The organism is Vibrio sp. B1REV9 (assembly GCF_905175395.2).
In the GTDB taxonomy this organism is placed as follows: domain Bacteria; phylum Pseudomonadota; class Gammaproteobacteria; order Enterobacterales; family Vibrionaceae; genus Vibrio; species Vibrio alfacsensis.
The window spans coordinates 700593-726763 of sequence record NZ_HG992745.1 but is presented as its reverse complement, the minus strand read 5'-3'; the positions used below and the strand labels follow the sequence as shown (position 1 = coordinate 726763).

Here is a 26171-nt window from a genome sequence, read left to right as displayed (position 1 = left end):
TTATCGTATTCCCTCTTGACTATCTGATCGAGTATAACGACTTCACCCATCTAGATCGAGAGAGGGTCCAAATACGGTAACATAGCAGACCAGTTAAGATGCCCATCGTATTCGCAATAAGGTCATGCCAAGACGTCTGTCTACCAACATAACCTTGCAGCACTTCAATCACGGCACTAAATGACAAAATCACCATTGCCGCATAATAACGCTGCCGCCACTGCAACACACAAAAGCTACCTAAAAAGGCAAAACCACTGTATGCCATCGCGTGTTGCATCTTATCTAGATAGGCAACGTCTCCCCAATTCTGTAAATCCCCAGAACTCAAGGAGAGGTAAGCAATCAAAGCAGCATAACTAAACAAAATAAAGCGAGCAGCGGCAAGGTTCATCTAAAAATCCTAAGCAATTGGAAATGGGAACGCGGTGACTTGGTCAATATGGTTACAGCCTAATGCCAGCATAATCAGGCGATCAATACCTAATGCGACGCCAGCACAATCTGGTAGGCCCGCCTCTAACGCTCCAATTAAGTGGTAATCGATCGGCTGTGGTTTTAAACCCATTTCAATACGCTTGGCATTATCTTGTTCAAAACGTGCCAACTGTTCTTTTGGGTTATCCAGCTCATGGAAGCCGTTTGCTAGCTCAATGCCTTTGAAGTACACCTCAAAGCGATCCGCAACTCGGTGGTCTTGCGGGTTAATCTTTGCGAGTGCCGCTTGCGATGCAGGAAAGTCATAAACAAATGCAGGCACTTGCTGGCCAATCTTAGCTTCCACACCAATACTGAACAACAATTGCAGCAAGGTATCGCGATCTTGTTCTGGCTCTGCAATGTCACTCAGCCCTAGCTTAGCCGCGACCACTTTTAGCTCTTGCATTGAGCCCTCTAGTGGGCACACGCCTAGCACATCAATAAAAGCTTGCTGGTAAGTCATACGATCCGCCGCGCCACATTTCAGAACCAATTGAAGCAGGTCATCCATTTCGTCCATCAACTTATGGTGATCAAACCCAATGCGGTACCACTCCAACATAGTGAATTCAGGATTATGGTAGCGGCCATTCTCTTCATTACGGAAAGCTTTGTTAATTTGGTAAATACAGCCGCTGCCTGCAGCTAGCAAGCGCTTCATGTGAAATTCGGGACTGGTCATAAAGAACAGCTTACGACCATCAGCATAACCCGGCCCCACAAACTCAGTCTGGAAAGTATGCAAATGAATGTCCGTCACCGTGGCGTGGCTCATGGCTGGCGTGTCAACTTCCATCACCTGTCGCTCGGCAAAGAATTGACGAATTGCGCTAATCAAAGCCGCACGTTGACGAAGTTGCTCCATAGAAGCAGTAGGTTGCCAGTTCGTTTGCATAACAAAACTCTTAAAAGGTTAGTGAGCAGGAAAAATAGCAATTTTGGCATGGTTTGCCTAGCTCAGCGAGGGGGGAATCGGCTCAATTTTCTCAAACTAAATACGAATAAAAATCGATTAAATTTGAAGCAAGCATTCTACGTTCTACAGTACATTAAATCACCACAATTAAGCCTATTATCAATGAGGGTAATGTTAGGCAACAGTCGCGTAACATTGATGAGCTTTACGTTTGTGCCTCAAACGTTTCGTGCCGTGATAGCAGTCACATAACCTAGAATTTCTATGCTCCCGTGTGCATTACCGGAGAAAAAACCCAAATACATCAATTTTTCTGCCACACGCCTACCCTACACTAACCTTACTACTTTAGGGGGATTGCCTAAAACACCCTCCCCCACACTCACAATAACAAGCGGATTTCCGCAATCACACACTGGAGGATAACTGTGCAAATTATCACCACAGATATCGCAGTCATCGGCGCTGGCGGCGCTGGTCTTCGTACTGCTATTGCAGCGGCTGAAGCTAACCCTGACTTAGAAGTAGCACTTATTTCGAAAGTTTACCCAATGCGTTCCCACACGGTAGCGGCAGAAGGTGGCTCAGCAGCAGTTATCAAGGATGAAGATAGCTTAGACAATCACTTCAACGATACCGTTGGCGGTGGTGACTGGCTATGTGAACAGGACGTTGTTGAGTACTTTGTAGAGAATGCGACTCGCGAAATGATCCAGATGGAACAATGGGGTTGCCCATGGAGTCGTAAAGAAAACGGTGAAGTCAACGTACGCCGTTTTGGTGGTATGAAAGTTGAACGTACTTGGTTCGCTGCCGATAAAACTGGCTTCCACATGCTTCACACGCTATTCCAGACATCAATGAAGTACGACAACATCAAACGTTTCGATGAGTACTTTGTTGTTGACTTGCTTGTTGATGACGGTGAAGTGCAAGGCTTGATTGCAATCCACATGTCAGAGGGCGAGCTAGTTACGATTAAAGCGAAGTCTGTTGTTTTAGCAACCGGGGGCGCAGGTCGTGTATACCACTGTAATACTAACGGCGGCATCGTAACGGGCGACGGCATGGCGATGGCTTACCGCCACGGCGTTCCTCTACGTGATATGGAATTCGTTCAATACCACCCAACTGGTCTACCAGGTACAGGTATCCTAATGACAGAAGGCTGTCGTGGTGAGGGTGGTATTATCGTTAACAAAAACGGTTACCGTTACCTACAAGACTACGGCATGGGCCCTGAAACTCCAGTGGGTGAGCCGAAAAACAAATACATGGAGCTGGGTCCACGAGACAAAGTTTCTCAAGCTTTCTGGCATGAACAACAGAAAGGCAACACCATCAAGCACCCTCTTGGTGATGTGGTGCATCTAGACCTTCGTCACCTTGGTGAAGAGTATCTACAAGAGCGTCTACCGTTCATCTGTGAGCTAGCGAAAGCTTACGTGAACGTTGACCCAGCAAAAGAGCCAATTCCAATTCGCCCTACTGTTCACTACACCATGGGTGGTATTGAAACCAACGGCGAATGTGAGACTCGCATTAAAGGTCTATTTGCGGTTGGTGAGTGTGCATCAGTGGGTCTTCACGGTGCAAACCGTCTAGGTTCTAACTCACTAGCAGAATTCGTCGTATTTGGCCGCGTTGCGGGTGAACAAGCAGTGAAGCGCGCAGCGGAATTCAAAGGCTGGAACGAAGACGCTATCGCAGAGCAAGTAAAAGCGGTTGAAGCTCGCATCGAAGCACTAATGAACCAAGATGGCGATGAAAACTGGGCGGATATCCGCACTGAAATGGGTCACACCATGGAAGCGGGCTGTGGTATCTACCGTCAAGAAGATTTGATGCAAGCAACGATTGATAAGATCACGGAACTTAAAGCTCGTTACAAAAAGATCAGCATCAAAGATAAAGGCAAAGTATTCAACACTGACCTTCTATACGCAATTGAAGTGGGCTACGGCCTAGAAGTTGCAGAAGCAATGGTCCACTCTGCAATCCTACGTAAAGAATCTCGTGGTGCACACCAGCGTCTAGATGACGGCTGTACAGAGCGTGACGATGAGAACTTCTTGAAGCACTCGCTTGCTTTCTTCCAAGAAGACGCAGCACCAACTATCGACTACAGCGGCGTGAAGATCACCAAGTCTCAGCCAAAAGCACGTCTATACGGTGAAGCGGCAGAGAAAGCGGCAGCAGCAGAAAAAGCCGCTGAAGCAGAAGCGAAGAACGCAGAGGAGCAAGCATAATGTCAGCAAACCGCATTCAAAAAGTGAACGTTCTGCGTTACGACCCAGAAAAAGACGCAGAACCATACACTCAAACATTCGAAGTGCCATTTGATGAAACCATGTCAGTGCTTGATGCACTAGGCTACATCAAAGACCACTTAGATAAAAACCTGTCTTACCGCTGGTCTTGCCGTATGGCGATCTGTGGTTCTTGCGGCATCATGGTAAACAACGTACCTAAGCTTGCTTGTAAGAGCTTCCTACGTGACTACCCAAATGGCGTGACTATCGAGCCACTCGCGAACTTCCCAATCGAGAAAGATTTGATCGTTGATATGACGCCGTTCATCGAGCGTCTAGAAGCCATCAAGCCTTACATCATTGGTAACGATCGCAAGCCAGAAGACGGCACAAACCTACAAACGCCAGAGCAAATGGCGAAATACAAGCAGTTTGCTGGCTGTATCAACTGTGGTCTGTGCTACGCGGCATGTCCTCAGTTCGGTTTGAACCCTGAGTTCATCGGTCCTGCAGCTCTGACTCTGGCACACCGCTACAACCTAGACAGCCGCGACAACGGTAAAGATGAGCGTATGAAGCTGATCAACGGTGAAAACGGCGCTTGGGGTTGTACATTCGTAGGTTACTGTTCTGAAGTTTGTCCTAAAAACGTAGACCCAGCAGCGGCAGTAAACCAAGGCAAAGTGGAGTCTTCAATGGACTTCGTGATTGCTATGTTGAAACCTGATGGTTCACCGAAAAAAGTGGAGGCATAAGGATGAGCAACCGTAAACCTTACGTTCGTGAAGTAAAACGCACTTGGTGGAAAGATCATCCTTTCTACCGCTTCTACATGCTACGTGAAGCGACAGTGCTTCCTTTGATCCTATTCACTATTTTCCTAACTTTCGGTCTAGGTTCACTAGTAAAAGGTCCTGAAGATTGGCAAGGTTGGTTGGAATTCATGGCAAACCCTATCGTGGTAGCGATCAACATCGTTGCACTACTAGGTAGCCTATTCCATGCACAAACTTTCTTCAGCATGATGCCACAGGTAATGCCTATTCGTTTGAAAGGCAAACCAGTGGATAAGAAAATCATCGTTCTGACTCAGTGGGCAGCGGTAGCGTTCATCTCACTGATCGTTCTCATCGTGGTGTAAGGAGCTTGAGTAATGAAACCGAATTATAGTGTTAATACAGCGCCGAAACGTTCTGATGAACCAATCTGGTGGGGCCTATTTGGTGCCGGTGGTACTTGGTTTGCGATGATTACACCAATCACTGTGCTAGTACTAGGTATCCTAGTGCCACTCGGCGTAATTGATGCAGAAGCAATGAGCTATGAGCGCGTGTCTGAATTCGCAACCAGCATCATTGGCGCGCTGTTCATCATTGGTACGCTAGCATTGCCAATGTGGCATGCTATGCACCGCCTACACCATGGCATGCACGATCTTAAATTCCACACAGGTGTGGTTGGTAAAATCGCATGTTACGCGTTTGCAGGTCTGATTTCTGCACTCGCTGTGATCTTTATCTTCATGATTTAAGATACTGACCTAAATGTAAAAAGCTGGCAACACGCCAGCTTTTTTTGTTTCAGTAATATAATAATTACAACGCAATAAAAAAGGCCGCCAAAGCGACCTTTCTATGAGAAGCTATAAATTACTTCACACGACCTACGTATTCAGCGCTACGAGTATCTACTTTGATTACTTCACCGATAGAGATGAATAGTGGAACACGTACAACAGCACCTGTTGATAGTGTTGCAGGCTTACCACCTGTACCTTGAGTGTCGCCTTTTAGACCTGGGTCTGTATCAGTAACTTCTAGTTCAACAAAGTTTGGTGGTGTAACAGTAATTGGGTTACCGTTCCAAAGCGTGATCATACAAGTGTTGTTTTCTACCAACCACTTAGCGTTCTCACCCACAGCTTTTGCGTCTGCAGCGATCTGTTCGAACGTCTCGTTGTTCATAAAGTGGTAGAATTCGCCGTCTGAATATAGATAATCTAGGTCGATATCCATTACGTCTGCCACTTCACAAGTGTCACCAGACTTAAATGTTTTCTCTAGCACTTTACCAGAAAGAAGTTTACGAATTTTAACGCGGTTGAATGCTTGGCCTTTCCCTGGTTTAACGTATTCGTTTTCCAGAATTACACAAGGCTCGTTATCAAGCATTAACTTAAGGCCGCCTTTAAATTCATTGGTGCTAACTGTAGCCATTTTGTCCTCTTACATTCTTAGAGCTAAATTCAATGCCGCACATAATAACCCGAAAAGTCGAATCTGTTGAGCAAAACTGGCTCAAACAGTTAGCGAATGGGATCTCTGATCCTACAAAATTGCTGGAAATGTTGGAAATAGATCCATCGCCGTGGCAGGACGGGTTTGCTGCGCGTAAGCTGTTTGCACAGCGTGTACCGCAAAGTTTTGTCGATAGAATGGAAAAAGGCAATCCTTACGATCCACTTTTACGCCAAGTATTACCTTTGAGCGAAGAGTTTGAAGTACACGATGGCTACTCCAATGATCCGCTGGAAGAACAAGATAACGAGATTCCGGGATTGCTGCACAAATACCGCAACCGTGCCCTAATGATCATAAAGGGTGGTTGCGCAGTAAATTGCCGTTATTGCTTCCGTCGCCACTTCCCTTATCAAGAAAACAAAAGCGGTAAGCAAGCGTGGACAAAGTGCTTAGAGTACATGGCACAGCAACCAGAGCTAAATGAAGTAATCTTCTCTGGTGGCGACCCTTTGATGGCAAAAGACGATGAGATCCACTGGCTTTTGGAGCACATCGCACAAATCCCACATATCAAACGCCTGCGTATTCACAGCCGTTTACCCGTGGTAATCCCAGCTCGTATTACTGATGAGCTATGTCACCTACTTCGAACTTCTCGTCTGCAAATTGTCTTGGTGACGCATATCAACCACGCTAACGAAATCAATACTGAATTTGCCGCTCAAATGGCGAAGCTAAAGCAAGCGGGTGTCACTCTGCTAAACCAAGGTGTTCTGCTTAAAGAGGTTAACAACAGCATTGAGGCACAAGTAGCACTAAACGAAGCCTTGTTTGATGCAGGTATTTTGCCTTACTACTTACACGTTTTAGATAAAGTCCAAGGTGCAGCACACTACTTTGTTTCCGATGAAGAAGCCAAAGCAATCATGCGCGGTGTGATCACGCGAGTTTCTGGTTACTTGGTGCCTAAGCTAACCCGCGAAATTGGCGGTCGCCCAAGCAAAACCCCACTCGATCTGCACCTAGAGTGAGTCGCTAGCCGTATATAAGATTGTCGTTACGAGCAAAAGCTTTTGTTCGATCGAACGGTCTTATCTATGCATACTCCGAAAATTTGGAGGTTAAGATGCAAGCAACTTTTGAACATTATTTCGATCTTGGCCCATTCAGTTGGGCAGCATTACTTTGCTGTGCGATCAATGGTTTGATGATAGGCATAGAACGTCAAACTCGAGGAAAACCCGTTGGTATTCGTACCGCAATTCTCGTTATCTCAGGTACTTATCTGTTTATGTCGATGGCCGTCTCTTTGTCACCAAATACCCTAGATCAAGCTCGTGTACTCGGCCAGATCATTACGGGTGTTGGCTTCTTAGGTGCTGGCGTGATGATGACTCAAGATGGCAAGATCCACGGTGTAACTTCTGCCGCAGTAATTTGGGTATTGGCAGGGCTAGGCTTAATGATCGGTTTAGGCTACCTAACTCAATCCATTATTATCACCGTCTTAGCACTGACCGTTTTACTCGGCGTAGATAGAGCGGAAAACCGAATAAAAGCGCTGCGTCGTGGTGTTCACCAAAAGATGCAACAACGCAAAACTTCTACACGAATCATCAAGTAAATCCGAGTGATAAAAAAGACCCCGGCATCATACCGGGGTCTTTTTTATCTGGCGTTAAGCTAGGAAGAACACTTAACTTTTGGTGAAGTTCGCTGATTATTTAGCGAAGTTCACGATAGGGAAACACTTGAAGAAACCGTTGTCTGCACAGTTTAGAAGACCAATTTGAACACCGTCAATTTGATCAGTCATGTTGAAAAAACCTAGCTGGAAGTTAGATTTTTTAGAGATACTTGCCAGACCGATATCTGCCATTGTGTAGCCTTCAGAGTAGTTCACTGCACTCCAGTTTAGACCTTCAACGTTATTCGTTACGTTTACCGCACCTAGGTTAAGACCGGTTGTTTGGCCTTGGTTCCAGTTGAATAAGCCTAGCGATACACCTTTCATTTCTTGGTTTACTTTAGATGCACCAAAAAGCAGACCAAAGTTCACACCTGTAGTGCGGTCTGTTTCAGACATACCTAGTAGAGAGAAGTCGACACCTTTTACTTCATTTACTTGACCGTGAAGAACAGATAGACGAACGCCACCAACAGAAGAATTTGATGGCAAATTAGTATTGTCGATAGTAGAAAACATCACTGGTGAGCTATCTGCAAGAGCAACAGGTGAAGCGATAACGGCAGCAACGGCCAATGACGTCATTAACTTTTTCATTTTAATCTCCAGAGGAAGTATGTAATTTACAACACAGTGTAGTGTTCAGATTCTGCGCTATTTTAACCGAATAGATGTTAGCGTGAAGTCATATTTTATTATTCTGCATGCATAAGAACATATTCATAACTCTGATTTTTAAAGAATTTATCCACATTTCATCTACAATCGTGACAAAACAGCACAAAATCAATGCCATTCCCTCCTTACAAATCAGTAAAAATTCTTTTATCCCTAACCATCGTGAGATAGCAAACTCCGACAAAAAAATGCCTAAACAACAAACATAAAAAAACCGAGGCATTCACCTCGGCTTAATAGTTTGGTTTGGTCGGTTGTCTTTAAGCTATAACGCCTTAGAGCAAAGAGAAAGCGCGGAGTTTACGCATGTAAATGAGCACTTTCGATGCCGCTATAAGGGGTTAAAGCGACAAGACAAGCAGCAAATTACATCATGCCGCCCATACCACCCATACCGCCCATACCACCCATGTCAGGCATGCCGCCATCTTTTTGTGGTAGGTCAGTCACCATCGCTTCAGTCGTGATCATTAGACCTGCTACTGATGCTGCAAATTGTAGTGCGCTACGAGTTACTTTAGTTGGGTCTAGGATGCCCATCTCTAGCATGTCGCCGTATTCGCCTGTTGCTGCGTTGTAGCCGTATGAACCCTCACCCGCTTTCACGTTGTTCGCTACTACTGACTCTTCGTCACCAGCATTCTTCGTAATTTGACGGATTGGTGCTTCCATTGCACGTAGTGCAACGCGGATACCAACGTTTTGCTCTTCGTTGTCGCCTTGTAGGTCAACAATCTTAGATGCCGCACGGATTAGTGCAACACCACCACCAGCAACAACACCTTCTTCAACCGCTGCGCGAGTCGCGTGTAGCGCATCTTCTACGCGGTCTTTCTTCTCTTTCATTTCAACTTCAGTTGCTGCGCCAACTTTGATCACTGCAACACCACCTGCTAGCTTAGCAACGCGCTCTTGTAGTTTCTCTTTGTCGTAGTCTGACGTTGCATCTTCAATCTGTTGACGGATTTGAGTAACACGACCTTGGATCATCGTTTCTTCACCCATACCATCGATGATAGTGGTGTTTTCTTTGGTGATCGCTACGCGCTTCGCTTGACCTAGATCTTCTAGAGCGACTTTTTCTAGCTCTAGACCTACTTCTTCAGAAATCACGATACCGCCAGTTAGGATAGCGATGTCTTGTAGCATTGCTTTACGACGGTCACCGAAACCAGGTGCTTTTACTGCTGCTACTTTCACGATGCCACGCATGTTATTCACAACCAGTGTAGCTAGTGCTTCACCTTCAACATCTTCAGCAATGATCAGTAGTGGGCGAGATGCTTTCGCTACTGCTTCTAGTGCAGGAAGAAGCTCACGGATGTTCGAGATTTTCTTGTCTACTAGAAGAATGAATGGGTTTTCTAAATCAACAGAACCGGCTTCTTGGTTGTTGATGAAGTAAGGCGATAGGTAACCGCGGTCAAACTGCATACCTTCAACTACGTCTAGCTCATCTTGTAGCGCTTGACCTTCTTCAACCGTGATAACACCGTCACGGCCTACTTTTTCCATTGCTTCAGCAATGATGTTACCAACGCTTACATCAGAGTTTGCAGAGATAGTACCAACCTGTGCGATGGCTTTAGTATCGTTACACTCAACAGATAGTTCTTTTAGTTGCTCAACCGCGGCGATAACCGCTTTGTCGATACCGCGCTTAAGATCCATTGGGTTCATACCCGCAGCAACCGCTTTAAGGCCTTCATTTACGATAGATTGAGCCAGTACTGTTGCTGTTGTTGTGCCGTCACCCGCAGCGTCGTTAGCTTTAGACGCTACTTCTTTAACCATTTGTGCACCCATGTTCTGGAATTTGTCTTCCAGTTCAATTTCACGTGCAACTGATACACCATCTTTAGTGATCGTTGGAGCACCAAAAGAGCGGTCTAGAACAACGTTACGGCCTTTAGGGCCCAGTGTTACTTTTACTGCGTCCGCTAGAATGTTTACACCCTCTAGCATTTTAACTCGTGCGTCATTACCAAATTTAACGTCTTTAGCAGCCATCTTTGATTTCCTTTCTAAATTCTGTTTTCAATTTTGTTTTAAATCAGAGCAAAAAATTACTCAACGATTGCTATTACTGAACGATCGCCATGATGTCGTTTTCAGACATGATCAGCACTTCTTTACCGTCGATTTTCTCAGTCTTAGTACCGTAACCTTCAGCGAAGATCACTGTATCACCAACCTTAACATCTAGCGGTAGCACAGTACCGTTTTCTAGGATGCGGCCTTTGCCTACAGCTAAAACAACACCGCGAGTCGATTTTTCCGCAGCAGAGCCAGTTAAAACAATGCCACCAGCTGACTTAGATTCAACTTCTTTACGTTCAACGATAACTCGGTCATGTAATGGACGAATGTTCATCGGTCGTCTCTCCTGAAAATTTTCATGTTTATTTGATAATTGCCCGCGAGGGGCACGTGATCACTATATAAGGGGCAAGACCAAGGATCCCAAGGGTAAACGGAGAGTTTTTTGTGACTTAGTTAAAAGAACGAACAGTTAAGCAACGGTTTGCGTGCAAAATGCCCACTCGCTCGTCCTGTGGCTTTCTTGTATCCTTGCCACTCCCTCACCAGATAGACGTCGAAAATGCTGGAAAAACACAAGCCAGACAATCAGGCTGAAGATAAGCATGGTTTGTTGACCGCGCCCATTCCTGACACCTTGCGAAAAATGACCATTCCTATGACGATGGGCATGATCGCCATTTTGATGTTCAACTTGGTGGATACCTTTTTCATTTCACTGCTAGGCACTCAGGCGCTTGCTGCGATCAGTTATACCTTTCCAGTGACATTCGCGGTGAATTGCATCACCATGGGGATTGGTATGGGCCTTTCGACCAATATCGGTCGACTGCTTGGACAAGGCCACGCCCCACAAGCCGCGCGCTTTACCACTCACGGCTTATTGCTTGCTATCACTTTAGTGACTATCGCCTCGTCACTTGGCTTTTTTACTATTGAACCCCTATTCCGCTTATTAGGTGCCAAAGAAGATTCCATCCCACTGATTGAGCAGTACATGCAAGTTTGGTATCTGACCATTCCTCTACTCGTCATTCCTATGGCAGGTAACAGTGCAATTCGAGCCACAGGCGATACCAAAACTCCGGCCAAAATCATGATGCTAGCTGGGCTTATCAACGGCATACTCGATCCATTGCTTATCTTTGGTTATGGCCCTTTTCCTGAGCTAGGCATTCAAGGGGCAGCAATCGCCAGCGCATTCAGTTGGCTTGGCGCGTTGTTTGGCTCTTTCTATGTATTGATAAGACGCGAAAAGCTGCTAGCTCCACCTCAATGGCAGTTCATAAAACAAGATTGGCAACAAACGTTGAAAATTGGCACGCCTGCAGCACTTTCTAATGCAATGACCCCATTATCGGGGGCAATACTAATGATGATGCTATCAAACCATGGAACCGCTGCCGTGGCCGCTTATGGTGCAGCACAACGTATTGAGTCAATTTTGATTCTGGTCTTGATGTCTCTAACCTCTGCTCTTACGCCATTTATGGCGCAAAACTTTGGGGCTAAAAACCCTAAGCGAGCCTTTACTGGTTGGTTCCTAAGCATGCGTTTTGCTGTCGTATTCCAAGGCTTTATCTTCTTGATGATGGTACCACTCAGCATTCCCCTTGCGGCGCTGTTCTCACAAGAAGCAGCGGTAAAAGATCTACTGTGGCATTATTTGCTCGTTGTGCCATTTAGCTATGGTTTCCAAGGTATTGTGATGATGCTGGTGAGTGGCTATAACGCTATGCACAAACCGCTGCGCGCCTTCCAGTGGAGCTTTATGCGCTTGTTTGTCTTTACGTTGCCAGCGGCATGGATTGGCAGTCAGCTTTATAGCATCGAAGGTTTGTTTATTGGCATTGCTCTAGGCAATACAATGGGGGGGATACTGGGTTATTGGTTTGCACTGCGTGAGCGAAGAGTAACCTTGGCAGAACACCAACCATTAGCTTAATTACCCAATCACTTCATTACTTAAAAGTACAGATAATAAAAAACCGCGGATAACCGCGGTTTTTTTAGACTTTCACTTTAGCGAGCTGGCTTAGAATAGCTCTTCAGCAACTTGGTATAGATCATTACGTACTGGACGCTTCATGTTCTCGATTGCATCGATAATGTCGTGGTGAACAAGTTGCTCTTTCACGATACCAACACAACGGCCACCATGACCTTCCATTAGTAGGTGAACCGCGTAGTTACCCATGCGAGATGCTAGAACACGGTCAAATGCTGTTGGACGACCACCACGTTGAATGTGACCAAGAACCGTTGCGCGAGTTTCGCGACCCGTTCCCGCTTCAATTTCTTTCGCAAGTTCGTTTGCATCCATCATCAGCTCAGTTAGTGCGATGATTGCGTGTTTCTTACCTTTAGAGATGCCATCTTGGATATTGCTAATTAGCTTCTCTTTATCTAGACCAGTTTCTGGAGTGATGATGTACTCACAACCACCTGCAATTGCAGACATCAGAGTTAAGTCACCACAGTGACGACCCATGATTTCTACAATAGAAATACGTTGGTGAGAAGAAGACGTGTCGCGTAGACGGTCGATTGCATCGATAACTGTGTTTAGCGCGGTTAGGTAACCGATGGTGTAATCTGTACCTGCGATATCGTTGTCGATTGTGCCTGGTAGACCGATACATGGGTAACCCATTTCAGTCAGTTTTTTAGCACCCATGTAAGAACCATCACCACCGATAACAACAAGTGCATCGATGCCGTGTTTTTTCAGGTTCTCAATTGCTTTTTCGCGTACCGCTACTTCCTTGAATTCAGGGAAACGTGCAGAGCCTAGGAATGTACCACCTTTGTTGATCACATCAGAAACACTAGAACGATCTAGCTGTTCGATACGACCTTCATAAAGACCTAGGTAGCCATCATAAACACCGTAAACTTCCAATCCCTCAGATAGTGCTGTACGAACTACGCCGCGTATTGCAGCGTTCATACCAGGTGCATCACCGCCACTTGTTAAAACACCGATCTTCTTAATCATGCTCACCCTCGATCTTTGGCAATCAATTTATTTAATTTTCTTCTAGGCCCCTTGTTACCAAGCAACCTGCATAATCCAGAACTGTGCGTTATGTTACATTTCCTCTACAGGAATACCAATGAAAACACACTTTTTTATGTAACTTTTCTACTTATGTAAGAGTATTACAGTTCCTTATAGCAACTTCGTTGATTCACATCAGGATCACGATTCTTAATAAGTAGTGATGGAAAGATAGTCAACCAACGCTTATTTGTCGCTAGCTTTCGTGTAATTTTTAGACCTCTACCAATCTTGTGCCTTTTGCTCTCTCTCTGGGCCAAAAACGACCGATAGTGGGTCTTGATGAATTAAGACATCTGCATCCGGGAACAAAGAAAGCACATTGTCTTCCACCTTATCGGCTATCTGGTGGGCATCAATCAAACGCAAGTTATCATCCAATTCTAAGTGCAACTGAATAAAACGCGTCGGCCCAGACATTCGAGTACGCAGCTGATGCACACCCAGTACTCCATCCACTCTTAGGCACTCTTTGCGAATCTGCTCCAGCTCTTCATCTGGCAGTTTTCTATCCAACAAGGTCTGAATCGCTTCGCTGACCATTTTGAATGCACTATATAAAATAAAAACGCCAATCCCAACTGCAAACACAGCATCGGCTTGTGTCACCCCAAAGTAACTCAGCCCCAGAGCCACCATAATCGCACCGTTCATGTATAAGTCAGTTTGATAATGCAGGGAGTCCGCCGCAATCGCCTGACTTCCGGTCTTGCGTACCACATGTTTTTGGAACATCACTAATCCCAAAGTGACAACGATGGCAAAGAGAGAAACATAAACCCCGAGTTCAGGCGAATTCAGTTCGTGCGGACGGAAAAATCGCTCAATACCATTCAGGATTAGGAAAACAGCAGAGCCAGAGATAAACATCGCCTGTGCCAACGCGGCTAACGATTCCGCTTTACCGTGACCAAAAGTGTGTTCTTTGTCTGCAGGCTGTAGTGCATAACGCACCACGATGAGATTCACCACGGAAGCGGCAATATCCAACATTGAATCGATAAGAGAGGCTAATAAGCTTACTGACCCCGTCACCCACCACGTGATGACTTTTACTATGAGAAGAAGCGTCGCGACAATGGTTGCCGTCCAAGCTGCTGTCGTGACCAAGCGTGCGTATTCGTGTTTCATAATCAAAGAGTTAACTCAAACCATTTATCAAGTATACCTTGTCGGCCGTGTAATGAGTATGAAATCACTCAATCAAAAAAGGCAACTCACGGTTGCCTTTTCTATGTTACCTAATTCGCAATTAGCTATTGTGATGCTTTTGCATGCGTTTTTGCATTTTCTCACCACACTTTTGTTGACGCTCTTTTTGCAGCTCAACAAATTTTGCTTTTTGCTCTGGCGTTAGCACGCTCAACATTTGGTGTTTTTTCTCTAGCATTTTAACGCGACGATCTGTTTGTTTTTCTACCATCTCTTTTGCTAGGTCGCTTGCTGCTGCTTCATCGAAGTTGTCTGCCAATAGAAGCGCTTGAACTTTATCATGGTGCGCTTGACGCTCAGCCATGCGTGCTTCTTTACCATCAGCAAATTTTGCTTTCATCTCTGCTTTGTTCGCTTCACGCATGTCTTTTAGTTGGTCTTTTTGTGCATCAGTCAGGTCAAGTTGGCGCATGATGCCGCGATCCATTCCCATACCACACTCACCATTAGGACCTTTGTGATGGTCTTTACCACCAAATGCGAACGCACTCGCCGCACCAAGAGTTAGAGGTAGAACAACCGCAGCTAGCACAAGTTTTTTTGCAGATTTCATAATTTGATTCCTTACACAGTTTAGTGACTCTTCTGAGCTGTTCTCACAGCGCTTGAGTGTAGAATACGAGCTTGTCGGTAAAGCAACGTATAGAGAGCGTAAAGAATCGTAAAGAGTCATTTTTACGCTCATTCTTAACAGCTAATACCATGTAATATTAAGACTGAAGAAGTAATTGATAGGTACTCAAATGGCGAACATTCTTTTAATTGATGACGATATCGAGCTTACTAGCCTGCTTAAGGAAGTGCTAACTTTTGAGGGATTTAATGTCAGTGAAGCCAACGATGGCGAAGCAGGATTAGAAGCCATCAACAGCGAGATCGATCTTATCTTACTTGATGTGATGATGCCGAAGCTCAATGGAATGGAAACCCTAAAACGCTTACGTGAAAACTGGGAAACGCCTGTACTTATGCTAACGGCGAAAGGTGAAGAGATAGATCGAGTGATCGGCCTAGAACTTGGCGCTGATGACTACTTACCAAAGCCGTTCAGCGACCGTGAATTACTTGCACGTATTCGAGCGATATTACGCCGCACCAGCAATAACCAAAAGAGCACGAAAAACAGCGATTGCATTGAGTACCATGAAATCAAACTGTTCCCAGGTAAGCAAGAAGCCTATTGCGAACAAGCATTACTCGATCTTACAACTACCGAGTTCGCATTGCTGACACACTTTGTGCAAAACCCTGGGCAGGTGCTCACTAAAGAAGCCTTAAGCTTAGACGTACTTGGCAAGCGTTTAGCCGCATTTGACCGAGCGATCGACATGCATGTATCCAACTTACGCAAAAAGCTGCCAGATCAAAATAACGGTAAGCCACGCATTAAAACCCTACGTGGGCGTGGTTATATGTTGATTGAGGAAGACTAATGCGACGATCACGCTTCAAACTTCCGAAGATAAACAGCTTGTATGGGCGCATCTTTGCCATCTTTTGGTTCACCATGTTTTTGGTTTTGATGGCGGTATTATCACTGCCACACCTTGACCCACGTAAAGCTCGTGATATTCCTACCGACCATTATCAACGGATGATTGAAATACGTGATGGCATAGAGAAAAAGTTTCGTAAACAAGACAATCTCGGCAAGATCTTATTTAGTATTGAGGGGCACAAACGTAGTAAGCACGACCCTAGGCCTCGTGTCTTCTTTTCGGACCTTGAAGGTAATGTATTAACGACGTCAAACCGTAAAGACTTTCAACTACGCGCGTTACAAAACTTCGTTACCAGTATTGATGACCTAAAACAGCCAAAACAAAAGCTTTACGGTCGTTATATGATTGCCGGTCCAATGCCGATCAATATCGCCAACTCAGATCTGCTGATGTATGTCGGTGTAAAGTGGAACGAGCCACCACCAATCCTACTGCGTCTGTTTGACCACCCATTACAATTGCTACTCGCGGTCATGCTGGTGAGTACACCGCTATTATTGTGGTTAGCATGGGCACTGAGTCAACCAGCTCGCCGACTAGAAACCGCAGCACAACGCGTTGCTAAAGGGGAGTTTGTTATCGACCCAAACCTAGAAAAAGGTACCTCCGAGTTTCGTCAAGCAGGAACCAGCTTCAACCAAATGGTCGAAGCCGTGAATCAAATGATTTCTGGTCAGCAACGCTTGCTCTCAGATATTTCGCATGAGTTGCGCTCACCATTAACTCGATTGCGCATGGCAAATGCACTGGCCACACGTAAGCAAGGTGAAAGCCCAGAGTTAACTCGTATTGATACAGAAGCTCAGCGTTTGGAGCAGATGATTGCTGAATTGCTTGAGCTGTCGCGCATGCAAGTGAACAGTCACATGACGCGTGAGACTCAACCTATTGCTAGCTTATGGGAAGAAATCATCAAAGATGCGCAATTTGAAGCGGAGCAAATGGGTAAAACGCTCAGCTACTCTGCGTTACCTGATCGCAGCATCTCGGGAAACCCTAAATTGTTGATGAGTGCAGTAGAGAACATCATTCGTAACGCCATTTACTACGGTAAAGACGAGGTGAAGATCGATATTCAAGACAATGCCGACGCACTGAGCATTACGGTTGATGACAATGGAGAGGGAGTGCCAGAAGAAGAGCTCGACGCAATATTTCGTCCATTCTACCGTGTATCGACGGCACGAGATCGTCACTCTGGAGGTACAGGGCTTGGCCTAACAATAACCGAAAGTGCGATTCGCCAACACAGCGGTTCCATTATTGCTAGTCGCAGCCCACTTGGAGGGTTACAAGTTCAAATTGTTCTGCCTCTGATCAAAATCAGTCACTAACCCCACCGAGAGCAGCATCCACTTTTGTGGTGTGATATTACCGTCTCCTCCAAGATAGAGGGGGGGCGGTAGAACTCGACTTCCTCATCTATACCCATCCCCTTACTATTGGGTATATACTGCTCACCTCTTTTGACCAATCTATTCCAATACCATGTTTGATATCGCTCTATACGAACCAGAAATTGCGCCGAACACCGGCAACATCATTCGCCTGTGTGCTAACTGTGGTGCGAATCTCCACTTAATCGAGCCACTAGGTTTTGATCTTGAGGAGAAAAAAGTCCGCCGTGCAGGCTTGGATTACCACGACTTGGCACGCGTCACTCGTCATAAGAACTATCAAGCGTTCATCGAATATCTAGAAAAAGAGAAGCAAGGCAACTACCGCCTATTCGCTTGCACGACCAAGACGACAGGTCACCATGTGGATCCGACGTATCAAGCAGGCGATGTGTTGATGTTCGGTCCGGAAACTCGTGGTCTACCTGCAGAGATCATTGAAAGCTTACCGATGGAACAGCGTATTCGTATTCCGATGATGCCTGATGCTCGCAGCTTAAACCTATCCAATGCCGTCGCCATCATCGCCTTTGAGGCATGGCGTCAAATGGGCTTTGACGGCGCGCTGTAAGCACACCGAATAACAGACACTAAAAAGGGCGCACAATGCGCCCTTTTATATTTTAATTTTCCGAAAGGATATTAGTTGAGCTTATTACGATCATTGTCGTCTTTGCGCTCATACTCCCCTTCAAACGTGTTGCCATTGTCCGATTGAGAATCATATGGGTCACGACGAAACGGACCTTGTTCAAATGGCCCTTGGTTTGAAAAACCACCTTGGAAACCACCCCCATGAACCGTTTTTACGACCATCTTGCTCATGAGGTACTTAGCAATCAAAGCTCTCGGAGCTGGCAGTAATACAATCATACCTAGCGCATCTGTCATAAAGCCTGGCGTTAATAGCAACACACCAGCCACTGCAAGCATGACACCTTCAAAGATTTGCTGAGCAGGAAGCTCACCTTGCTCTAGACGGTTTTGTACCGACATTAGAGTCTGAATACCTTGGCTACGAACCAAAGATGCGCCAACAAATGCCGTAATCAAAACCAAAGCAATCGTAGGCCACAGCCCTAAGAAACCTCCCACCTGGATAAATAGGCCGATTTCGATGATCGGGACGAAGATAAACGCCAATAATAAGATAGGAAACACACGCCCTCCTTTGTTTCAATAAGTTTAATGGCAAACGCCCACTAAGCTCAAACGAATCGTTGTAAAAAAGCGTGTTCATACTAAACATCGCACCCCACCAAGAAGAGGCATATTGATATCGTTCGATCTCCCTCATCCATCGGCATGAAATGATGAACGCTGATAAGAGTTCAAGGAGGGTAATCTTCCATTTTTGCACTCTAAAAATGCATCCATGTAGATAAAAAGTGCCTACCCACAAAGCGTTATTCATATCTCATTCATACTTTGCAAAATATTGACGCATCAAAAGCGAAAAAGGTGATCTAGTTACTATTTTTATGCGCCAAGTGCAGTATCATGTTTCACATAAGTCAGGACGGATTTTCCAGCCAAAAATTCTGATGAACGGATTCTTGAATGCAGAAATGGCTAATAAATAACTTTATTATCAGAATTATCATCTAAGGATCCTGTTATGGCTACCCTATCTGATGCTCCAAAAACAGCAAACCAAGCCACTCGTATTGAAGAAGACCTATTAGGTGAACGTCACGTTCCTGCAGATGCATACTACGGTATCCATACTCTTCGTGCGATTGAGAACTTCAATATCTCAAGCAGTACTATTTCTGACGTCCCTGAATTTGTACGCGGCATGGTGATGACGAAGAAAGCCGCTGCATTAGCAAACAAAGAACTAGGTGCGATTCCAAAAGACGTTGCAAACTACATCCTTGAAGCGTGTGATTTGATCCTTGAAACAGGTAAGTGCATGGATCAGTTCCCATCAGATGTATTCCAAGGTGGCGCTGGTACTTCGGTAAACATGAACACCAATGAAGTTATCGCGAACGTTGCACTTGAACTCATGGGCAAAGAAAAAGGCCAGTACCAGTTCATCAACCCGAACGATCACGTGAACAAGAGCCAGTCAACCAACTGTGCTTACCCTACTGGTTTCCGTATCGCGGTTTACAACAGTGTTCATCAATTGATGGAAGCGATCGAGTACCTAAAAGGAGCATTCGAGCTTAAAGCACAAGAATTCAAAGACATCTTGAAAATGGGCCGTACTCAGCTTCAAGATGCCGTTCCTATGACAGTGGGCCAAGAGTTCCATGCATGGGCAGTAACATTAAACGAAGAAATTCGTGCATTAGATTACACATCTAAGCTATTGCTAGAGATTAACCTAGGTGCCACGGCAATCGGTACCGGTCTAAATGCACCAAAAGGTTACCAAGCGCTCGCAGTGAAACACCTAGCAGAAGTAACAGGCCTAGAAGTGGTTCCTGCAGAAGATTTGATCGAAGCGACTTCTGACTGTGGTGCTTACGTAATGACGCATGGCGCACTAAAACGCCTAGCGGTGAAACTATCGAAGATCTGTAACGACCTTCGTCTTCTTTCTTCTGGTCCACGTGCAGGTCTAAACGAACTGAACCTACCAGAGATGCAAGCAGGCTCTTCTATCATGCCAGCTAAAGTAAACCCAGTTATCCCTGAAGTAGTAAACCAAGTTTGCTTCAAAGTTCTAGGTAACGACAATACGGTTTCTTTCGCAGCAGAAGGTGGTCAGCTACAGCTAAACGTAATGGAACCTGTCATCGCACAAAGTGTATTTGAGTCAATTTCTCTTCTACACAATGCGTGTGTGAACTTACGTGATAAATGTATTGATGGCATCACTGTAAACAAAGAAATCTGTGAGAACTACGTTTACAACTCTATCGGTATCGTGACTTACCTTAACCCATACATCGGCCACCATGAGGGCGACATTGTTGGTAAGATCTGTGCTGAAACAGGTAAGAGCGTCCGTGATGTTGTTCTAGAGCGCGGTTTATTAACTGCAGAAGAGCTAGATGACATCTTATCGGTTGAAAACTTCATGCATCCGACTTATAAAGCGAAACGCTACGAGTAATATCATTAAATAAGGGGTCCCATACGGGGCCCTTTTTTAGGCTTTCATACGGTTAACCACACTTTTTCTAAGCTTTTATTACCGTGGGCCACGGCGATTCTGATTTTCTAAACGCTTATTCTCAGCTCAAGTGTTCACAAAATCAGGATCAATAAAAAACTAAAAAGAGGTATCAATATGGTAATGGTCGAACTCTTCGTGGTTCTGCTCTTCATTTATTTGGGGGCAAGAATCGGTGGTATCGGCATTGGTTTTGCCGGTGGTGCCGGGGTCATTGCGTTGTCTTTAATCCTAGGCGTTCCGACAAGCCAGTCTTACATCCCCGTCGATGTAATTTTGATCATCATGTCTGTAATTACCGCTATCGCAGCAATGCAAGTAGCCGGTGGTTTGGATTGGATGGTACAGGTTGCGGAAGACTTTTTGCGTAAACATCCAGAGCGCATCACTTTTTACGCACCTATCGTAACATTCCTAATGACACTGCTAGCGGGTACGGGCCATACGGCATTCTCTACTCTGCCAGTCATCGCAGAAGTAGCAAAAGGCCAAGGTGTTCGTCCGTCTCGTCCTCTGTCTATTGCAGTTGTCGCATCACAAATCGCAATCACTGCATCGCCAATCTCAGCGGCAGTTGTGGCATTCGCAGCAATGCTGCACCCATTCGGCGTTGACTACCTAACGCTTCTTGCTGTTTGTATCCCAACCACGTTCATCGCGTGTATGATCGGTGCATTCGTTGCTAACTTCATGGGCAGCGAACTTAAAGACGATCCTGAATATCAACATCGTTTAGAGAACGGTCTGATCAAGCTAAGCACAGAATCTAAACGCGAAATCCTGCCAACCGCGAAGAAAGCAACATTCATCTTCCTAGGCGCAATCGCATTCGTAGTATGTTACGCAGCAGCAATTTCTGGTTCTGTCGGCCTTATCGAGAACCCTGCTCTGGGTCGTAACGAAGCCATCATGACGGTAATGCTAGCAGCCGCAGCAGCAATCGTAATGAGCTGCAAAATCGATGCTGGCAAAATCCCATCAGCGGCGACATTCCGCTCTGGTATGACAGCGTGTGTGTGTGTTCTTGGTGTGGCATGGCTAGGTTCTACATTCGTGAACGCGCACGTTGATGGCATCAAAGAAGTCGCTGGTGCACTGCTTGCTGACTACCCATGGATGCTAGCACTTGTTCTATTCTTCGCATCAATGCTGCTTTACTCTCAAGGTGCTACCACTGTTGCGCTTATGCCAGCAGCACTAGCTATCGGCGTGGCACCACTTACCGCCGTTGCGTCTTTCGCTGCAGTAAGTGCATTGTTCGTACTACCAACTTACCCAACGCTACTTGCCGCGGTTGAGATGGACGACACGGGTTCAACTCGTATCGGTAAGTACGTATTCAACCACCCATTCTTTGTACCTGGTGTGGTAACCATCGCTTCTGCGGTAGCTCTTGGCTTCGCATTTGGTGGCCTACTGATCTAGTAGAAACAGAGTCTTACTCGGGGAGCTTAGGCTCCCTTTTTTATTGTTCATAACATCGAATCATGCACAACAAATCTGCAATGTCATGAAACTAATTGGCTCAATTCAAGGTCTGATTGAGTTACACTAACGACAATTATCTAAGATGAATTGAACCTTTTTATGCGTGCATTACTCTCCGTCTTACTCCTGGGGTTTATTACCTTTTCTGCGCCATCAATGGCTTTGTTTGGGAACGATCAGTTAGGGAATACGACAAACAATACTTTTGGCAGTAGCAATGACAGTTTTGTGCCTGTCGATCAGGCTTTCCCATTCAACTACTACCAGCAAGACGGCAAACTGATGCTGGATTGGCAGGTACGTGATGGTTACTACCTGTATCAAGAACGCTTATCGGTAACTGGCGAGAAAGTGTCGCTAGGCGAACTGCAGATGGAAGACGGAACACCACATAAAGATGAATTCTTTGGTGATGTGCATATCTACACTCAACCTATCTTCGTCAACGTACCAATGCATGATTGGCAAGATGGTGCGCGTGTAGTGGTGCAGTACCAAGGCTGTGCCAAAGCAGGCTTCTGTTACCCACCAGAAACCCACATGATTCCTATCAGTGTATTTACGTCGTCAAACTCTGATCCTACGATGACACCGGGCGCATCAGCAGCAGAAGCAAAACTTACGGTTGCGCCACCAGAAGCAGAATCCTCTCGCTCAACAAGCAGAGCATCAATACCAGTCACGCAACAAGACAGCCTTGCTGAAAATCTTGCCGACAACTGGTGGACACCATTCTTATTTTTAGCATTAGGCATAGGTTTGGCATTCACACCTTGTGTGTTACCGATGTACCCAATTTTAACCAGCATCGTGCTTGGCAGTGGCAAACTAAGCCAACGTCGTGCGCTGGGCTTATCATTTGTTTATGTACAAGGCATGGCGCTGACTTACACCTTACTTGGTCTTGTGGTGGCATCAGCGGGCATGCAATTCCAAGCTGCAATGCAACATCCTTACGTATTAATTGGTTTAAGCGTATTGTTCGTTGTGCTTGCGCTTTCTATGTTTGGCGTTTATACCCTCCAACTACCAAGCAGCGTCCAAACTTGGCTCAACAACTTAAGTAACAAACAACAAGGTGGCAACAGCGCTGGCGTGTTCGCTATGGGCGCCATCTCTGGATTAGTTTGCTCACCATGTACTACTGCACCACTTTCTGGCGCTTTGCTTTATGTGGCACAAAGTGGAGATTTACTCACTGGGGGGATTGCCCTGTACGCACTCGCGATGGGTATGGGAATCCCCCTGATTCTGGTTGCAGTATTCGGCAACAAACTACTACCAAAAGCTGGTGGTTGGATGGACCGCGTTAAAACGTTGTTTGGTTTTATTCTGCTTGCGGCGCCTATTTTCTTACTAGAGCGCATCTTGCCAGAAGCATGGGCCACCGCTCTATGGTCGGCTTTAGGAATCGCCGCTTTCGGTTGGCTATATCACCTTAAAAACAACTTACCGTTTGGTGGCTGGAAACAAAGTGCCATAGGTATTGTTGCTGTATTGGGTTTATTTGCTTCAGCACAACCCGTACTGAACTATTGGTTTGGAAATAGCACTACCGTGCAAGCTCAACAGACAACTGTGGACTTTATTCAAGTGACCAACGTAGCAGAACTTAAAGAGCAATTAGCTTTGGCAAAACAAGCCGGTAAGCCTGTGATGCTCGACTTCTACGCGGATTGGTGCGTGGCATGCAAAGAGTTCGAAAAGTACACTTTCCATGATCCGAGTGTCGAAGCCAAGCTGCGAGGCTTCGTGCTTCTGCAAGCGGACGTGACGAAGAACCAAGTTAAAGATATCGAATTGCTTAAACATATGAATGTACTCGGTTTACCGACCATCGAATTTTGGGATGCAAGCGGTGAACACATTTCAAATGCTCGTTTAACTGGTTTCATGCAAGCCGAGCCTTTCTTAGAGCACATCAACCGATTCTGATCATGAATCATTCAAACGCCAGTGATTAAACACTGGCGTTTTTTATTGTTCTGATTTTCAAGAAAAATGCGTTTATATGCAAAATTGCTAATAAAAGTCGATTTGGTTCAGACTTTTAGCGGATACTTATTGTCCAACTTCTCAAAGATCGACAATAATTCCTTTAACTAAATAGTCAAAAGTGTTTAACGTCATGGATTCGACCTACACCATAATCATCGCTGATGATCACCCTCTTTTCCGCAATGCCTTGTTCCAATCGGTACACATGGCAGTGAGTGGTGCTAATCTTCTCGAAGCTGACTCTTTAGACGCACTGCTCGCTTTACTGAAAAAAGAAGAAGAACCCGACCTCGTATTATTGGATCTAAAAATGCCGGGGGCAAATGGCATGTCCGGCTTAATTCACTTACGTGCAGAATACCCAGACTTACCTATTGTGGTTGTCTCTGCGAGCGAAGAGCCTGCTGTCGTCACTCAAGTCAAAAGCCATGGAGCATTCGGTTTTATTCCTAAATCAAGCGACATGCGCGAGCTGGTAAGCGCGCTTAATCAAGTCCTTAACGGTGACCCATTCTTCCCAGATGGACTCATCACTAATAATGCCGCTTGCAATGATTTAGCCGAAAAAATAGCCGCATTAACACCACAGCAATACAAAGTCTTGGGTATGCTTTCAGATGGGCTACTCAACAAGCAAATTGCTTATGAGCTAAATGTCTCAGAAGCAACGATCAAAGCGCATATGACCGCCATTTTCCGCAAACTTGGGGTGAAAAATAGAACTCAAGCCGTCATCTTGCTTCAGCAGATAGAGCCTGAGCAATAACCTATTAATTATTCACACTTATATGACTTAAAAAGAACAGCAGACGTTAAAATAATACACCAACCATCGTAGGTCAGTGCTCATGAGACGCGCACGAACAGCGTCGTTATCGAACGTTTTCACAAGCTAGAATGACCCACTATTTACGAGCATTGGTGTGGACTGCACTACGCAGCCTTTTCGTCCCTCTGTTAAACCTCTAACTCTGGGAGGCCATACTTTGCTAAGTATTCTCATCACTCAATTCGTCGTCTTATGGGCAGTCATCGATCCTGTCGGTTCTGTGCCTGTGTATCTGTCCCAAACCCAACACCTTAGTGCCAAACAGCGTCGACTCGTTGCACTAAAGGCCATTGCGATTTCAACCGGCGTATTACTTTTCTTTCTAGTTGCGGGTCAACTTTTACTTGAAGCTATGCAAATCCCACTTCCTGCATTTCAAGCCGCTGGTGGATTAGTACTGCTCTTATTTGCACTCACCATGATCTTTGGCGAAGCAAAACCAGAACAAGAACAGAAAATGCAGAAAGAGTTGGATAAATCCGCCCTTGCCGATCTCGCGGTCTACCCATTAGCGATCCCCTCGATAGCCTCTCCGGGAGCAATGATGGCGATAGTGATGTTAACCGACAACAACCGTAACTCTTTAGTCGATCAAGCCATGACTGCCGGTGTCATGGTGGTGGTGCTATTTATCACGTTGCTCTTGCTACTAGGCGCAAATACCATCCAAAAAGTAATCGGCAATGTTGGAGCCGCGATCATCAGCCGTGTGATGGGCTTAATCCTCTCAGCGGTGGCACTCAACAATTTACTACTTGGGATCAGAGACTTTTACCTATGATAAGTAAAACTCTTAGACCTTTGGCTAATTTAACATCAAATTAACATCACGTTTTTATCTCTAATTTCACCTAAACGCCCTAAACAAGGGCGTTTTTACTTTTCATTGCCCCGACTAAAGTTGAAAAGAGTTCTTGCCAACACCTTGCTAAGGTACATGGTGAAACATTTTTTTAACAACAATACCGATCGTAAGGAGACGGCAATGGCATTTGAAAGCGAAGAAAGAGCCAAAGCCTATTGGGATAAGAACGTGAAGATCATGGTACGCCTGATGGTGATCTGGTTCGTCGTATCTTTTGGCTGCGGCATTTTATTTGTCGACGTACTGAATCAATTTCAACTAGGTGGATACAAACTAGGCTTCTGGTTTGCTCAGCAAGGCTCCATCTACACTTTCCTAGGCATTATTTTCTACTACGCGTGGAGAATGCGCCAACTTGACCGTGAATTCGGCGTAGATGATGAGTAAGGAGTAACT

The 26171-nt window shown here is 45.4% G+C and carries 26 protein-coding genes; 16 read left to right on the top strand and 10 right to left on the bottom strand.

Going from position 1 to position 26171, the window contains the following annotated elements; translation table 11 throughout:
* Positions 1-19: 19 nt before the first annotated feature.
* Together KHN78_RS08845 and epmA are read right to left on the bottom strand one after the other, a co-directional pair.
* On the bottom strand, positions 20-394 hold the full coding sequence (locus KHN78_RS08845; RefSeq protein ID WP_211915813.1) for a VanZ family protein: 375 nt from the start codon (positions 392-394) through the stop codon (positions 20-22).
* Positions 395-403: 9 nt separating this feature from the next.
* Positions 404-1375, bottom strand: coding sequence for an elongation factor P--(R)-beta-lysine ligase (gene epmA / locus KHN78_RS08840; protein ID WP_211915812.1), 972 nt, complete (start codon positions 1373-1375; stop codon positions 404-406).
* 449 nt (positions 1376-1824) lie between these two features.
* On the opposite strand from epmA, the gene frdA reads away from it, so the two are divergent.
* Genes frdA through frdD form a run of 4 tightly spaced genes read left to right on the top strand, consistent with a single transcriptional unit; the run spans position 1825 to position 5179 of the window.
* Positions 1825-3645, top strand: a complete 1821-nt coding sequence (gene frdA / locus KHN78_RS08835; RefSeq protein ID WP_211915811.1) for a fumarate reductase (quinol) flavoprotein subunit — start codon at positions 1825-1827, stop codon at positions 3643-3645.
* Positions 3645-4403 (top strand): succinate dehydrogenase/fumarate reductase iron-sulfur subunit, encoded by a 759-nt coding sequence (locus tag KHN78_RS08830; RefSeq protein ID WP_128809946.1) that lies wholly within the window; start codon positions 3645-3647, stop codon positions 4401-4403. Before frdA ends, KHN78_RS08830 begins: the two co-directional genes overlap by 1 nt.
* Before the next feature lie 2 nt (positions 4404-4405).
* A complete protein-coding gene (gene frdC, locus KHN78_RS08825; RefSeq protein ID WP_211915810.1) occupies positions 4406-4789 on the top strand; it encodes a fumarate reductase subunit FrdC in 384 nt (127 codons plus the stop codon).
* Between the two features lie 12 nt (positions 4790-4801).
* Complete coding sequence (gene frdD / locus KHN78_RS08820; protein WP_211915809.1) at positions 4802-5179, top strand: fumarate reductase subunit FrdD; 378 nt, start codon at positions 4802-4804, stop codon at positions 5177-5179.
* A gap of 118 nt (positions 5180-5297) precedes the next feature.
* Here the strand turns inward: frdD and efp are convergent, their stop codons facing one another.
* The gene (efp, locus tag KHN78_RS08815) at positions 5298-5864 is read right to left on the bottom strand and encodes an elongation factor P (protein ID WP_128809943.1); all 567 of its coding nucleotides are present in this window, start codon (positions 5862-5864) and stop codon (positions 5298-5300) included.
* Between the two features lie 32 nt (positions 5865-5896).
* On the opposite strand from efp, the gene epmB reads away from it, so the two are divergent.
* Complete coding sequence (gene epmB, locus KHN78_RS08810; protein WP_211915808.1) at positions 5897-6919, top strand: EF-P beta-lysylation protein EpmB; 1023 nt, start codon at positions 5897-5899, stop codon at positions 6917-6919.
* A gap of 95 nt (positions 6920-7014) precedes the next feature.
* Positions 7015-7512, top strand: a complete 498-nt coding sequence (locus tag KHN78_RS08805) for an MgtC/SapB family protein (protein ID WP_211915807.1) — start codon at positions 7015-7017, stop codon at positions 7510-7512.
* 96 nt (positions 7513-7608) lie between these two features.
* On the opposite strand, the gene KHN78_RS08800 is transcribed toward KHN78_RS08805, so the two are convergent.
* The 3 genes from KHN78_RS08800 to KHN78_RS08790 all read right to left on the bottom strand — a co-directional run bounded on the left by KHN78_RS08800 (position 7609) and on the right by KHN78_RS08790 (position 10627).
* Positions 7609-8172 (bottom strand): VC2662 family protein, encoded by a 564-nt coding sequence (locus tag KHN78_RS08800; RefSeq protein WP_164837135.1) that lies wholly within the window; start codon positions 8170-8172, stop codon positions 7609-7611.
* A 447-nt stretch (positions 8173-8619) separates the two neighbouring features.
* Positions 8620-10263, bottom strand: a complete 1644-nt coding sequence (gene groL / locus KHN78_RS08795) for a chaperonin GroEL (RefSeq protein ID WP_211915806.1) — start codon at positions 10261-10263, stop codon at positions 8620-8622.
* 73 nt (positions 10264-10336) lie between these two features.
* Positions 10337-10627, bottom strand: a complete 291-nt coding sequence (locus tag KHN78_RS08790) for a co-chaperone GroES (protein ID WP_211915805.1) — start codon at positions 10625-10627, stop codon at positions 10337-10339.
* A gap of 228 nt (positions 10628-10855) precedes the next feature.
* On the opposite strand from KHN78_RS08790, the gene KHN78_RS08785 reads away from it, so the two are divergent.
* The gene (locus tag KHN78_RS08785) at positions 10856-12238 is read left to right on the top strand and encodes an MATE family efflux transporter (protein ID WP_211915804.1); all 1383 of its coding nucleotides are present in this window, start codon (positions 10856-10858) and stop codon (positions 12236-12238) included.
* 90 nt (positions 12239-12328) lie between these two features.
* On the opposite strand, the gene pfkA is transcribed toward KHN78_RS08785, so the two are convergent.
* From pfkA to KHN78_RS08770, 3 genes are all read right to left on the bottom strand, one after another.
* Positions 12329-13291 (bottom strand): 6-phosphofructokinase, encoded by a 963-nt coding sequence (pfkA, locus tag KHN78_RS08780; RefSeq protein WP_128809937.1) that lies wholly within the window; start codon positions 13289-13291, stop codon positions 12329-12331.
* Between the two features lie 285 nt (positions 13292-13576).
* The gene (gene fieF, locus KHN78_RS08775) at positions 13577-14485 is read right to left on the bottom strand and encodes a CDF family cation-efflux transporter FieF (protein ID WP_211915803.1); all 909 of its coding nucleotides are present in this window, start codon (positions 14483-14485) and stop codon (positions 13577-13579) included.
* 121 nt (positions 14486-14606) lie between these two features.
* Complete coding sequence (locus KHN78_RS08770) at positions 14607-15119, bottom strand: CpxP family protein (protein ID WP_211915802.1); 513 nt, start codon at positions 15117-15119, stop codon at positions 14607-14609.
* Between the two features lie 190 nt (positions 15120-15309).
* Here KHN78_RS08770 and KHN78_RS08765 point away from each other — a divergent pair, with 190 nt between their 5' ends.
* The 3 genes from KHN78_RS08765 to trmL all read left to right on the top strand — a co-directional run bounded on the left by KHN78_RS08765 (position 15310) and on the right by trmL (position 18036).
* Complete coding sequence (locus tag KHN78_RS08765) at positions 15310-15999, top strand: response regulator (RefSeq protein WP_211915801.1); 690 nt, start codon at positions 15310-15312, stop codon at positions 15997-15999.
* The gene (gene cpxA / locus KHN78_RS08760) at positions 15999-17402 is read left to right on the top strand and encodes an envelope stress sensor histidine kinase CpxA (protein ID WP_211915800.1); all 1404 of its coding nucleotides are present in this window, start codon (positions 15999-16001) and stop codon (positions 17400-17402) included. The genes KHN78_RS08765 and cpxA overlap by 1 nt, the downstream gene beginning before the upstream one ends.
* A gap of 154 nt (positions 17403-17556) precedes the next feature.
* A complete protein-coding gene (gene trmL, locus KHN78_RS08755; RefSeq protein WP_128809932.1) occupies positions 17557-18036 on the top strand; it encodes a tRNA (uridine(34)/cytosine(34)/5-carboxymethylaminomethyluridine(34)-2'-O)-methyltransferase TrmL in 480 nt (159 codons plus the stop codon).
* Between the two features lie 71 nt (positions 18037-18107).
* On the opposite strand, the gene KHN78_RS08750 is transcribed toward trmL, so the two are convergent.
* Positions 18108-18626 (bottom strand): FxsA family protein, encoded by a 519-nt coding sequence (locus tag KHN78_RS08750; protein WP_211915799.1) that lies wholly within the window; start codon positions 18624-18626, stop codon positions 18108-18110.
* 457 nt (positions 18627-19083) lie between these two features.
* Between KHN78_RS08750 and aspA the strand changes: the two genes are divergently transcribed.
* The 6 genes from aspA (at position 19084) to KHN78_RS08720 (ending at position 26162) form a co-directional block, all read left to right on the top strand.
* Positions 19084-20535 (top strand): aspartate ammonia-lyase, encoded by a 1452-nt coding sequence (gene aspA, locus KHN78_RS08745; RefSeq protein ID WP_128809930.1) that lies wholly within the window; start codon positions 19084-19086, stop codon positions 20533-20535.
* Between the two features lie 177 nt (positions 20536-20712).
* Entirely contained in the window at positions 20713-22020 is a 1308-nt protein-coding gene (locus KHN78_RS08740; protein WP_128809929.1) for an anaerobic C4-dicarboxylate transporter, read from the top strand.
* Between the two features lie 162 nt (positions 22021-22182).
* Positions 22183-24018: a protein-disulfide reductase DsbD gene (locus tag KHN78_RS08735; RefSeq protein ID WP_211915798.1), complete on the top strand. Its 1836-nt coding sequence runs from the start codon at positions 22183-22185 to the stop codon at positions 24016-24018.
* Positions 24019-24211: 193 nt separating this feature from the next.
* Positions 24212-24847: a response regulator gene (locus KHN78_RS08730; protein WP_211915797.1), complete on the top strand. Its 636-nt coding sequence runs from the start codon at positions 24212-24214 to the stop codon at positions 24845-24847.
* A gap of 220 nt (positions 24848-25067) precedes the next feature.
* Positions 25068-25691 carry a MarC family protein gene (locus KHN78_RS08725; protein ID WP_211915796.1) on the top strand — a complete coding sequence of 208 codons (624 nt, stop codon included), beginning with the start codon at positions 25068-25070 and terminating at the stop codon, positions 25689-25691.
* Between the two features lie 204 nt (positions 25692-25895).
* Positions 25896-26162, top strand: coding sequence for a DUF4212 domain-containing protein (locus KHN78_RS08720; protein ID WP_128809925.1), 267 nt, complete (start codon positions 25896-25898; stop codon positions 26160-26162).
* Positions 26163-26171: the final 9 nt, after the last annotated feature.

Bases quoted from the DNA above. Each gene is read 5' to 3' on its own strand.
- KHN78_RS08845 (WP_211915813.1), bottom strand. From the start codon at position 394: ATGAACCTTGCCGCTGCTCGCTTTATTTTGTTTAGTTATGCTGCTTTG.
- epmA (WP_211915812.1), bottom strand. From the start codon at position 1,375: ATGCAAACGAACTGGCAACCTACTGCTTCTATGGAGCAACTTCGTCAA.
- KHN78_RS08830 (WP_128809946.1), top strand. From the start codon at position 3,645: ATGTCAGCAAACCGCATTCAAAAAGTGAACGTTCTGCGTTACGACCCA.
- frdC (WP_211915810.1), top strand. From the start codon at position 4,406: ATGAGCAACCGTAAACCTTACGTTCGTGAAGTAAAACGCACTTGGTGG.
- frdD (WP_211915809.1), top strand. From the start codon at position 4,802: ATGAAACCGAATTATAGTGTTAATACAGCGCCGAAACGTTCTGATGAA.
- efp (WP_128809943.1), bottom strand. From the start codon at position 5,864: ATGGCTACAGTTAGCACCAATGAATTTAAAGGCGGCCTTAAGTTAATG.
- epmB (WP_211915808.1), top strand. From the start codon at position 5,897: ATGCCGCACATAATAACCCGAAAAGTCGAATCTGTTGAGCAAAACTGG.
- KHN78_RS08805 (WP_211915807.1), top strand. From the start codon at position 7,015: ATGCAAGCAACTTTTGAACATTATTTCGATCTTGGCCCATTCAGTTGG.
- KHN78_RS08800 (WP_164837135.1), bottom strand. From the start codon at position 8,172: ATGAAAAAGTTAATGACGTCATTGGCCGTTGCTGCCGTTATCGCTTCA.
- groL (WP_211915806.1), bottom strand. From the start codon at position 10,263: ATGGCTGCTAAAGACGTTAAATTTGGTAATGACGCACGAGTTAAAATG.
- KHN78_RS08790 (WP_211915805.1), bottom strand. From the start codon at position 10,627: ATGAACATTCGTCCATTACATGACCGAGTTATCGTTGAACGTAAAGAA.
- KHN78_RS08785 (WP_211915804.1), top strand. From the start codon at position 10,856: ATGCTGGAAAAACACAAGCCAGACAATCAGGCTGAAGATAAGCATGGT.
- pfkA (WP_128809937.1), bottom strand. From the start codon at position 13,291: ATGATTAAGAAGATCGGTGTTTTAACAAGTGGCGGTGATGCACCTGGT.
- fieF (WP_211915803.1), bottom strand. From the start codon at position 14,485: ATGAAACACGAATACGCACGCTTGGTCACGACAGCAGCTTGGACGGCA.
- KHN78_RS08770 (WP_211915802.1), bottom strand. From the start codon at position 15,119: ATGAAATCTGCAAAAAAACTTGTGCTAGCTGCGGTTGTTCTACCTCTA.
- KHN78_RS08765 (WP_211915801.1), top strand. From the start codon at position 15,310: ATGGCGAACATTCTTTTAATTGATGACGATATCGAGCTTACTAGCCTG.
- cpxA (WP_211915800.1), top strand. From the start codon at position 15,999: ATGCGACGATCACGCTTCAAACTTCCGAAGATAAACAGCTTGTATGGG.
- trmL (WP_128809932.1), top strand. From the start codon at position 17,557: ATGTTTGATATCGCTCTATACGAACCAGAAATTGCGCCGAACACCGGC.
- aspA (WP_128809930.1), top strand. From the start codon at position 19,084: ATGGCTACCCTATCTGATGCTCCAAAAACAGCAAACCAAGCCACTCGT.
- KHN78_RS08740 (WP_128809929.1), top strand. From the start codon at position 20,713: ATGGTAATGGTCGAACTCTTCGTGGTTCTGCTCTTCATTTATTTGGGG.
- KHN78_RS08735 (WP_211915798.1), top strand. From the start codon at position 22,183: ATGCGTGCATTACTCTCCGTCTTACTCCTGGGGTTTATTACCTTTTCT.
- KHN78_RS08730 (WP_211915797.1), top strand. From the start codon at position 24,212: ATGGATTCGACCTACACCATAATCATCGCTGATGATCACCCTCTTTTC.
- KHN78_RS08720 (WP_128809925.1), top strand. From the start codon at position 25,896: ATGGCATTTGAAAGCGAAGAAAGAGCCAAAGCCTATTGGGATAAGAAC.